Source organism: Nocardioides aquiterrae, assembly GCF_039526625.1.
GTDB classification, from domain to species: domain Bacteria; phylum Actinomycetota; class Actinomycetes; order Propionibacteriales; family Nocardioidaceae; genus Nocardioides; species Nocardioides aquiterrae.
In genome coordinates, this window is record NZ_BAAAJE010000026.1 from 45,902 (window position 1) to 56,209 (window position 10,308).

Consider the following 10,308-nt stretch of genomic DNA (forward strand, 5'->3'; position numbering starts at 1 on the left):
GTCGGATCAGGGATGCGGCGCCGTTCCTCCCCGATGTGGGGACCCCCGCGCGACCGCGAGGCTCGTCGTCATGATCAAGGTCCAGTCCCTCACCAAGAAGTACGGCGGCTTCACCGCCGTCGACGACGTCAGCTTCACCGCCCGGCCCGGCCGCGTCACCGGCTTCCTCGGCCCGAACGGCGCGGGGAAGTCCACCACCATGCGGATTATGGTCGGCCTCACGCCGGCCACCTCGGGCCACGCCGAGGTCAGCGGGCGGCGCTTCGCCGACCTGCCGAACCCCGGCCTCGAGGTCGGCGTCCTGCTCGACGCCTCCGCCCAGCACGCCGGCCGGACCGGCCGCGAGATCCTCACCGTCGCGGCGCAGACCATGGGCCTGGGGCGCGGCCGGGTCGACGAGATGCTCGAGCGGGTCAGCCTGACCCCGAGCGAGTCCGGCCGGCGGGTGCGCAACTACTCCCTGGGCATGCGCCAGCGGCTCGGCATCGCGACCGCGCTGCTCGGCGACCCCGAGGTGCTGATCCTCGACGAGCCCGCGAACGGCCTGGACCCGGCGGGCATCCGCTGGATGCGCGACCTGCTGCGCGGGTACGCCGACCAGGGCGGCACCGTGCTGCTCAGCAGCCACCTGCTGCACGAGATCGAGGTCATCGCCGACGACCTCGTCGTGATCGGGCAGGGCCGGATCGTCGCCCAGGGCACCAAGGCCGAGCTGCTCGCCACGGCGGGCACCCTGGTCCGCACCCGCGACGTCCCCACGCTCGCCCGCGCCCTGGTCGACGCCGACCTGGAGTTCTCCCCCACGACCGACGCCCTGCGCGTCGACGCCGACCCCGACCGGGTCGGCCAGGTGGCGCTCGCCGCGGGCGTCGCCCTCACCGAGCTGCGCGCCGCCGACGGCGCCGGCCTCGAGGAGATGTTCCTCGAGCTCACCGCAGACACCCAGCGAGACCACAACCGAGAAGGAGTGGCGGCATGACTGCCGTAGCCGTCGAGAACGAGGTCGTGCGCACCGCGCGGCCGACCCCCACCCGGATCCCGATGTCGCGGATCGTGGCCGTCGAGCTGCGCAAGTCGTTCGACACCCGGTCCGGCTTCTGGCTGATGATGTCCATCGGCATCCTCGCGGTCGTGGCCACGACGGCCACCATCCTGTTCGCTCCGGACGACCAGCTCACCTACGACAGCTTCGCCGCGTCGATCGGCTTCCCGATGGCCGTCGTCCTCCCGGTCATCGCGGTGCTCTCCGTGACCAGCGAGTGGAGCCAGCGCACCGGACTCACGTCGTTCACCCTGGTCCCGCACCGGGGCCGGGTGGTTCGCGCCAAGCTGGCCGTCACGGTCGGCGTCGGCGTGGCGTCGATGCTCCTCGCCGCCGCGGTCGGTGCCGTGGGCAACGTCCTCGGGTCGACCATCGCCGGCGTGCCCACCACGTGGGACGTCACCGCCATCGAGCTCGCGTACATCGTGCTGGCCAACGTGCTCGGGATGCTCATCGGGTTCATGCTGGGCGTCCTCCTGCGCAACTCGGCGGCCGCGATCGTGGGCTACTTCGTGATCAGCTTCGTACTGGTGCCGCTGTCGGCCCTGCTCGCGCAGAGTCAGGCGTGGTTCGAGAAGGCACAGCCGTGGGTCGACTTCAACTTCGCCCAGGGCTACCTCTTCAACGGCGACATGGGCGGTGCGCACTGGGCTCAGCTCGGCGTCGCCAGCGTGATCTGGCTGGTGATCCCGATGACGATCGGCCTCTGGGGCGTGCTGCGCGCCGAGGTGAAGTAACGCTTCGGTCACCCTTCCCCGTCGGCCGTCTAGGGTGCTGTCGACGGGGAAAGGTGGTGACCGTGACGATCGAGGCACTCACGCCGGACGAGCTCGACGACCTCGCCCGGCGTGCGCAGCAGGGGGACCGCGACGCGCTGGAGGCGCTGCTGGCGGCCGTCCGGCCGCGCGCGCTCAACGTGTGCCGGGGCGTGCTGCCGCACCTGCCGGACGCCGAGGACGCGTGCCAGGACGCGCTGATCAACATCGCGAACAAGATCGGCTCCTGGGGCGGCCGCGGCCGGTTCACCACCTGGATGCACGTGGTCGCCGTCAACAGCGCGCGCACGACGTACCGCCGGATGAAGAACCAGGCCACCGCCGCGGACCCGCAGGAGGTCGGGCCGCTCGAGCGGCCCGACCCGCGGACCACCAGCGTCATCGCCGGCACCCGCCTGGACCTGCTCGACGCGATGGAGACCATCGAGAAGGACCACCCGCAGTTCGTGGAGCCGCTGCTGCTGCGCGACGTCTACGGGATGTCCTACGAGGAGATCGCCGAGCAGGTCGGGGCCCCGCTCGGCACGATCAAGGCGCAGATCCACCACGGCCGCAGGCTCGCGAGGCCGCTGCTCCGCGGCGAGTGATCTTGCGCACCGGAGGTGAACGACTCAGATGAGCGACTCGCCCGCCGATCATCTCTCCGACAGCATTGGGACGAGGCAGGACAGCAGGGACGCCGTGGCCACTGACGCAGCACGCGCCGGGGACCCCACGCCCGGGCCGGGTCCGGGCACCCGCATGGTGCCGCTGGACCGGCAGTGGCGCCACTTCCGGGCGGTGCTGCGCATCGTCGTCCTCGCCTGCGTTGTGTGCGCGGTGCTCCTCCAGCCGTTCGTGCTGCCCGCCGACACCCGCGAGGTCGTGACCTCGGTCGCGACCGTGGTGAGCGGAGCGTTCCTCGCCGTCAGCTCGTGGCTGCGCGCCCGGCACACCATCGGCCGGCGCCGGCGCTTCTGGCGCCTGGTCATGCTCGCGGTCCTGCTCGCCATGCTCGGCAACGGGTGGACCGCGGCGGTCGGCGCCGACCCGGTCGCCTCCCCGAGCCGCGTGGGAGACCTGTCGATCACCCTGGCCCTGGTCGTGGCCATCGCCGCGGTGCTGGGGTACCCGAGCATCCGCAGGCGAGGCATCGACCACGTCGTGGTCTTCCTCGACGGGTTCCTGGTCGGCGGCGCGATCCTGGTCATCTCCAGCACGCTGGTCTACGCACCGCTGCTCGACCTGACCCGGGGCAGCAGCCTCACCTCGACCGTCTCGACGATGCTGAACCCGGTGCTCGACGTGACGGTCCTCGTGGTCGTCATCCTGGCCCTGCTGCGCAGCCGGGGCGCCGACCGGCGCGCGCTGCTCCTGCTGGCCCTCGGCTTCTCGTGCTGGATCCCGAGCGACCTGGCGTACGCCGTCCTGGTCGCCAAGGGCGACTTCCGCTTCGGGACCCCCCTCGACCTCGGGTGGATCGTCGGCTACGCGCTGGTCGCGCTCGCGGCCTGGTACCCCAGCGTCGAGACGGACACCCCCGAGGACTCCGGGAAGCCGACGCAGGTGCCGGACACGGCCCTCGTCTACACGGCGCTGATCTCGGCCGCCGCCGTGCAGGTGCTGTCCGGGGCCGTGGACCTGAACGCCGCCAGCCGAGCACTGTGGCTGGCGCTCGCGGTGGCGGTGGCCGGCCGCCAGATCCTGCTCACCCGGGACAACGTCGCGCTGCGCCGCAGCCTGGAGCAGCGGGTCCAGGAGCAGACGGAGGACCTGCGGCGGCTGGCCCGGCAGACCGAGGTGCTGCTCACGTCCGTCGACGACGGCATCTACGGCGTCGACGCCTCCGGCGACCTCACGTTCGTGAACCCGTCCGGTGCCCGCGCGCTCGGCTACGCGGGTCCGGACCTGCTCGGCCGCAACGCGCACGACGTCTTCCACGTCGCGTCCGAGGACGGCGGGTCGTATCCCTACAGCGGCTGCTACATCGCCGAGGCCATCGACACCGGCACGGTCACCTCCGCCCAGGACGACGTCTACATCCGCGCGGACGGGTCCACCTTCCCCGTCGAGATCAGCGCGAGCCCGCTGGTCGACGAGCGCCCCGACGCGCGCACGGTGCGCGGCGCGGTCGTGGTGTTCCGCGACGTCACGCAGCGGCGCGAGGTCGAGCGGATGAAGAACGAGTTCCTGTCCGTCGTCAGCCACGAGCTGCGCACGCCGCTCACCTCGATCCGCGGGTCCCTGGACCTCGTGGTCAGCGGGGTGCTGGGGGAGCTCGCCCCCCGGGCCCGATCGCTGCTGTCGACGGCGGCCGACAGCACCGAGCGGCTCACCCGGCTGATCAACGACATCCTCGATCTCGAGCGGATCGAGTCCGGCACCCGGACCATGGAGCTCACCACGATCGAGGCGGGCGAGCTGCTCACCCGCTCGGCCACCGAGATGGCCGGCCTGGCCCGCTCGACCGGCGTCCGCGTCGAGGTCCGCCCCAGTCCGGGCCGCGTCGTCGCGGACCCGGACCGGATCGTGCAGACGCTCACGAACCTGGTCAACAACGCGATCAAGTTCTCGAGCGAGGGCCAGACGGTCGTGCTCGACACCCGGCTCGAGGACGGGCACGTCCTGTTCCGGGTGCGCGACCAGGGCCGCGGCATCCCGGAGGACAGGCTGCAGTCGGTGTTCGAGCGGTTCGAGCAGGTCGACTCCTCCGACTCCCGACAGAAGGGCGGTACCGGGCTGGGACTCGCGATCAGCCGCGGCATCGTGGAACGGCACGGCGGCCAGATCTGGATGGAGAGCACGCTGGGCGAGGGCACCACGGTGTTCTTCACGCTGCCCCGGCCCGGGCACGCCCGGCAGCCGCGCACGAGGCCGGCCGCGCTGGCCGGGACCGAACGGAGCCGGTCGTGAGACAGCCGACCGTCCTGGTCGTCGACGACGACGACGACATCCGGGAGATCACCCAGCTCGCCCTCGAGGCGGTGGCGGGCTGGCGGGTGATCGCCGCCGACGGCGGCGCGGCCGCCATCGAGCTCGCCCGCGAGCACCGGCCGGACGCCGTGCTGCTCGACCTGATGATGCCGGTGATCGACGGGCGGGCGACGTTCCAGGCGCTGCGGGCGGACGAGCGGACCCGCGACATCCCGGTGATCCTCCTCACCGCCAAGCTCCGCGCCGGTGGCGCCCAGGCCTGGGACGATCTCGACGTCGTCGGCGTCATTGCCAAGCCGTTCGGCCCGATGACGCTGGGCGCCGAGGTCGCCGAGATGCTGGGGTGGGAGGACGTGTGACGACGCTGCGGCACGCCGCGGCGGCCCTGGCGACGGCCGGCCTGATCGCCGGACTGGTCACCGGCTGCACGACCGAGGCCGACCGGCCGGACGGCTCGCCCGCGCCCGCGCCCGAGGCGTCTCCCGCAGGCGCCGTCGTCGACGGGTACAGCACCCCGGTCGAGGACCGGGTGTACCCGGAGGTCGGCGACCCGGGTGTCGACACGCTCCACTACGCGCTCGACCTCACCTGGGACCCCGTCGCCAGGACCCTGGACGCCGTCGAGGAGCTCCGCTTCCGCGCCACCACCGACGCCGAGGACGTCCGACTCGACCTCGCCCCGCCGCTGCGGCCGAGCGCGGTGACGGTCGACGGCGAGGACACGACGTACGACCACGAGGGGAAGGACCTCGTCGTCCACGAGCCCGTGACGGCGAACGACGAGCACACGCTGGTGATCCGCTACTCGGGATCGCCGGAGCCGGTGCCCGCACCGGTCCAGCGCAGCGACTTCTCCAGCACCGGGTGGACCGTCACCGACGACGGCGGCGTGTGGACCATGCAGGAGCCGTACGGCGCCTACAGCTGGTACGCCGTCAACGACCAGCCGTCCGACAAGGCGCTCTACGACGTCACGATCACCGTGCCCGCACCGATGGTCGGCGTCTCCAACGGCACGCTGGTGTCCCGCCGCGACTCCGGCCGCCGGACCACCACGCACTGGCGGCTCGACGAGCCCGCCTCGTCGTACCTCGTGACGGTCGCGATCGGAGACTTCACGATGACCCGGGACCGCTCCTCGTCCGGCGTCCCGATCACCTACTGGACGCCGACCGGCCGGCCCGGGATCGTCCAGCGGCTGCGCCGGGCGCCGGCCGCGCTCGACTGGCTCGAGGACCGGCTCGGCCCGTACCCCTTCGACACGCTCGGCTTCCTCGTCGTCGACTCGAAGAGCGGCATGGAGACGCAGACGATGATCACGCTCGGCGACACCCCCTACGCGACGTCGCCCGAGGTGCTCGTGCACGAGATGGCGCACCACTGGTACGGCGACGAGGTCACCCCCGTCGACTGGCGCGACGTCTGGATGAGCGAGGGCATGGCGACCTACCTCCAGGGCGTGTGGCAGAGCGAGGACGAGGGTCGGCCGCTCGAGGAGCGGATGGACCTCTGGGCGACGTTCGACACCCAGCTGCGCGGGGACGCCGGGCCGCCGGGGTTCTTCCACGAGGACTCGTTCGGGGCCGGCAACGTCTACTACATCCCCGCCGTGATGTGGGACGAGCTGCGCAAGAAGCTCGGGGACGACCTCTTCTGGAAGCTGGTCCGCGCGTGGCCGGCCAGCCAGGAGGACGGCAACGCGAACTACCAGGAGATCACCACCTGGTGGTCCGAGCGGAGCGGCCAGGACCTCTCCGGCTTCTTCAGCGCCTGGCTGCTGAGCCCGGAGACGCCGCAGCGCGGCTGACGGCGCGCCCGCGGGTTTCACCGGTCAGCCGGTGAAACCCGGCGTCTGCCCTGGGCTGAATCGGTTGCGGCCGGCCGCCCGAGCCGGAAGCGTGCCGCGGGTGAGGATCCTGGTGCTCGGCGGTTCGGTGTTCCTGTCCAAGGCGGTCGCGACGGAGGCGGTCGCGCGCGGCCACGAGGTCACGTGCGCGACCCGCGGCACGTCCGGACCGGTGCCGGAGGGTGCGGCGTTCGTGGCGTGGGACCGCACCGACCCGGTGCCCGACGAACTCGCGGGCACGACGTACGACGCCGTGGTCGACGTCGCGCGCATCCCGTCCTGGGTGCGCACCGCCGTGGCGGCCTTCCCCGCCGCCCACTGGGTCTTCGTCTCCACGGTCAACGTGTACGCCGACGACGCGACCCCGGGCGGCACGCCCGGGACGCTGCCGCTGCGCGAGCCGCAGCACGACGACGTCGACCTGAAGCAGGAGCCCGAGGCGTACGGGCCGATGAAGGTCGCCTGCGAGCAGCTGGTGCGCGACGGCGCCGCGTCCTGGACGGTGATCCGCCCGGGCCTCATCGTCGGCCCGGACGACCCCACGCGCCGCTTCACCTACTGGCCGGTGCGGCTGGCCGACGGGGGCGAGGCGCTGGCCGGCGGTGACCCCGAGGACGAGATGCAGGTCATCGACGCGCGCGACCTGGCCGCGTGGATCGTCACCTGCGCCGAGCGGCGCACCCCCGGGGACTACGACGGCGTCGGCGAGGTGCTGCCGATCCGCGACCTGATCGCGCAGGTCGCCGTCGGCGTGCGCAGCGACGCCGCGCTGACCTGGGTGCCGCAGGAGTTCCTCACCGAACAGGGCGTCGAGCCGTGGATGGGCCCGGAGGCGCTGCCGCTCTGGCTGCCCCGGCCCGAGTACGACGGGCTCGGCAGCCACGACCCGGCACCGTCGCTCGCCGCGGGGCTGGTGCTGCGGCCGGTCGCCGACACCGCCCGGGACACGCTCGCCTGGGTCCGGTCCACCGAGGACGCCCCGGTGAGCGGAATGTCACGCGAGCGCGAGACCACGGTGCTGGCTGCTTGGCATAGCCTCCGGGAATGACGCACCGCCTGTCCGCCGCCGAGCTGATCGACCTCGTCCTCGACGCGGGTTCGTGGACCTCGTGGGACACGCCGCCGGCGTACGGCGCGATCAGCGAGGAGTACGCCGCCGACCTCACCGCCGCGCGGGAGAAGAGCGGCGTCGACGAGTCCGTGCTGACCGGCGAGGGGCTGATGAAAGGCCGCCGGGTCGCCGTGGTGATGGGCGAGTTCCGGTTCCTCGCGGGCTCCATTGGCCGCGCGTCGGCGGACCGGCTGGTCGCCGCGATCGAGCGCGCCACCCGCGAGGGCCTGCCGCTGCTCGCCGGCCCGGTCAGCGGCGGCACCCGGATGCAGGAGGGCACGCCGGCGTTCGTGCAGATGGTCCGGATCACCGAGGCCGTCGCCGCGCACAAGGCCGCCGGCCTGCCGTACCTGGTCTACCTGCGGCACCCGACGACCGGCGGCGTGATGGCGTCGTGGGGGTCGCTGGGGCATGTCACCGTCGGCGAGCCCGGGGCGCTGATCGGGTTCCTGGGCCCGCGGGTCTACGAGGCGCTGTACGGCAAGCCGTTCCCCGAGGGCGTGCAGACCGCCGAGAACCTCTACGCCCAGGGCATCATCGACGCGGTCCTCCCGCCCGAGGAGATCGCCGGCATCCTCGACCGCGCACTGGCGATCATCCTGGCGCCGCGGCGGGGGATCAGGCCGGTGCCGGCCCCCGTCCCGCTCAGCCCGCTGCCCGACGTCGAGACCTGGGACGCGGTCACCCGGTCGCGGCGCCCGGACCGGCCCGGCGTCCGCCGCCTGCTCAAGTACGCCGCCAGCGACGTGGTCCCCCTCAACGGCACCGGCCAGGGCGAGCACGACCCCGGACTGCTGCTCGCGCTCGTGCGGTTCGGTCAGGCGCCGTGCGTGTTCCTCGGGCAGGACCGCCGCGGGCAGACCACCGAGCACCCGATGGGTCCGGAGGCGCTGCGCGAGGCCCAGCGCGGGATGCGACTGGCCTCCGAGATGGGGCTGCCGCTGGTGACCGTGATCGACACCCAGGGCGCCGCGCTCTCCCCCGAGGCCGAGAACGGCGGCCTGGCCGGCGAGATCGCGCGCTGCCTCAGCGAGCTGGTCACCGTCCGAGCACCCACGCTCTGCCTGATGCTCGGCGAGGGGAACGGCGGCGGCGCGCTCGCGTTCCTCCCCGCCGACCGGGTGATCGCCGCCCAGCACGCGTGGCTGTCGCCGCTGCCGCCCGAGGGCGCCAGCGCGATCGTGCACCGCGACCTCGACCACGCCCCCGAGATGGCGCGGGCGCAGAAGGTGCGTGCGCTCGACCTGCGCGACGCCGGCATCGTGGACCGGATCGTCGCCGAGCTCCCCGACGCCGCCGACGAGCCCGAGGCGTTCTGCCAGCGCGTCGGCGCCGTCCTCGAGCACGAGCTCGCCGCGCTGCTCGACTCCGGCCCCGGGACGCCCGCGGAGCGGGCCCGCCGGTACGTGTAACGCGGTGTTATGACCACTATGAACCCGTTGCAGCGGGCTCCTAGTCGTCACAACACCGCGTTACAGCAGCTCGGCGCGAGTAGAACACGTTACAGTTCGGCGGCATGAGGACGTACGTCGTGAGCGGGGCCGCGTCGGGGATCGGGGCCGCCACCGCGGCGCTGCTGGGCAGGGACGGCGACCGGGTGATCACCGTCGACCTGCACGACGCCGACGTCACGGCCGACCTCGGCACCCCGGAGGGCCGGGCGGCGGCGGTCGCCGGCGTCCGCGAGCTCACCGACGTCGTCCACGGGCTCGTCCCGGCCGCCGGCATCGCCGGGCGGACCGGCGTCCCCGGCGACCTGCTGGTGTCGGTCAACTACTTCGGGGCGGTCGCCCTGGTGCGGGGGCTGCACGCGGAGCTCGCGGCGGCGCAGGGCGCGGGCGTCGTCCTGCTCGCGTCGAACTCGATCACCGGCATGCCCGGGTGGAACGCGCCGGTCGCCCAGGCCTGCCTGCGCGACGACGAGGCCCGCGCTCGCGAGGAGGCGGCGCAGGTCGACTCGGTGATGGTCTACCCGTCCAGCAAGGCCGCGCTGGCCTGGTGGGCCCGGCGCGAGGGCGTCAAGCCGGAGTGGGCCGGATCCGGCATCCGGCTCAACTCGGTCGCGCCCGGCGCCACCGAGACGCCGATGGTCGACCAGATGCGGGCCGACCCGCTGCTCGGGCCGGCGGTCGACGCCTACCCGAACGCGATCGGCCGGCTCGGCCGCCCCGAGGAGGTCGCCGCGACCATCGCGTTCCTCCTCTCGGACGGCGCGTCGAACATCGTGGGCGCCGTCCTCTACGTCGACGGCGGCACCGACGCGATGCTGCACCCGATCTCGCCGCCCGGCTGGGAGGTCGGTCCGATCGAGGCGTGATCAGCCGACGCAGGACTGCGCGGCGCGGGTCAGCGAGTCCTTGATCTCCGGCCGGTCGGCGAGGTCCGGGTTCAGGAAGTGCCCGTCCGCGGCGAAGAACCCGTCGTCGACCAGGGTGTCGAAGCCGAGGTCGTCGACGACGTACGCCGCGACGCACGCCGCCTGGACGTCGTTCATCGCACTGGTGAGCGAGTCCGCCAGCTCGCTGGTCGCCCGGTCCTGCACCCGCACCGGCGCCTCCGGCGGCGGCTCGGTGCCGCCCCGTCCCAGCGCCCAGACGACCGCCGCGACCGCGACCAGCAG

General features: G+C 73.2%; 10 protein-coding genes. 9 read left to right on the top strand and 1 reads right to left on the bottom strand.

Annotated elements, in window-relative coordinates:
- The first annotated feature begins 70 nt into the window (after nt 1-70).
- From ABD086_RS20565 to ABD086_RS20605, 9 genes are all read left to right on the top strand, one after another.
- Complete coding sequence (locus ABD086_RS20565; RefSeq protein ID WP_343909685.1) at nt 71-979, top strand: ABC transporter ATP-binding protein; 909 nt, start codon at nt 71-73, stop codon at nt 977-979.
- Nucleotides 976-1,779: an ABC transporter permease gene (locus ABD086_RS20570; protein WP_343909687.1), complete on the top strand. Its 804-nt coding sequence runs from the start codon at nt 976-978 to the stop codon at nt 1,777-1,779. The genes ABD086_RS20565 and ABD086_RS20570 overlap by 4 nt, the downstream gene beginning before the upstream one ends.
- Nucleotides 1,780-1,841: 62 nt before the next feature.
- Nucleotides 1,842-2,405, top strand: a complete 564-nt coding sequence (locus tag ABD086_RS20575; protein ID WP_343909689.1) for an RNA polymerase sigma factor — start codon at nt 1,842-1,844, stop codon at nt 2,403-2,405.
- A gap of 94 nt (nt 2,406-2,499) precedes the next feature.
- Complete coding sequence (locus ABD086_RS20580; RefSeq protein WP_343909691.1) at nt 2,500-4,710, top strand: sensor histidine kinase; 2,211 nt, start codon at nt 2,500-2,502, stop codon at nt 4,708-4,710.
- On the top strand, nt 4,707-5,090 hold the full coding sequence (locus ABD086_RS20585; RefSeq protein WP_343909693.1) for a response regulator: 384 nt from the start codon (nt 4,707-4,709) through the stop codon (nt 5,088-5,090). Before ABD086_RS20580 ends, ABD086_RS20585 begins: the two co-directional genes overlap by 4 nt.
- Complete coding sequence (locus ABD086_RS20590; RefSeq protein WP_343909695.1) at nt 5,087-6,538, top strand: M1 family metallopeptidase; 1,452 nt, start codon at nt 5,087-5,089, stop codon at nt 6,536-6,538. The genes ABD086_RS20585 and ABD086_RS20590 overlap by 4 nt, the downstream gene beginning before the upstream one ends.
- Nucleotides 6,539-6,638: 100 nt before the next feature.
- Complete coding sequence (locus tag ABD086_RS20595) at nt 6,639-7,625, top strand: NAD-dependent epimerase/dehydratase family protein (RefSeq protein ID WP_343909697.1); 987 nt, start codon at nt 6,639-6,641, stop codon at nt 7,623-7,625.
- Entirely contained in the window at nt 7,622-9,100 is a 1,479-nt protein-coding gene (locus ABD086_RS20600) for a carboxyl transferase domain-containing protein (protein ID WP_343909699.1), read from the top strand. Before ABD086_RS20595 ends, ABD086_RS20600 begins: the two co-directional genes overlap by 4 nt.
- Before the next feature lie 104 nt (nt 9,101-9,204).
- On the top strand, nt 9,205-10,005 hold the full coding sequence (locus ABD086_RS20605; RefSeq protein WP_343909701.1) for an SDR family oxidoreductase: 801 nt from the start codon (nt 9,205-9,207) through the stop codon (nt 10,003-10,005).
- Here the strand turns inward: ABD086_RS20605 and ABD086_RS20610 are convergent.
- The coding region (locus ABD086_RS20610) for a hypothetical protein (protein WP_343909703.1) at nt 10,006-10,308 on the bottom strand (303 nt) is incomplete at its 5' end. It lies immediately after the preceding gene.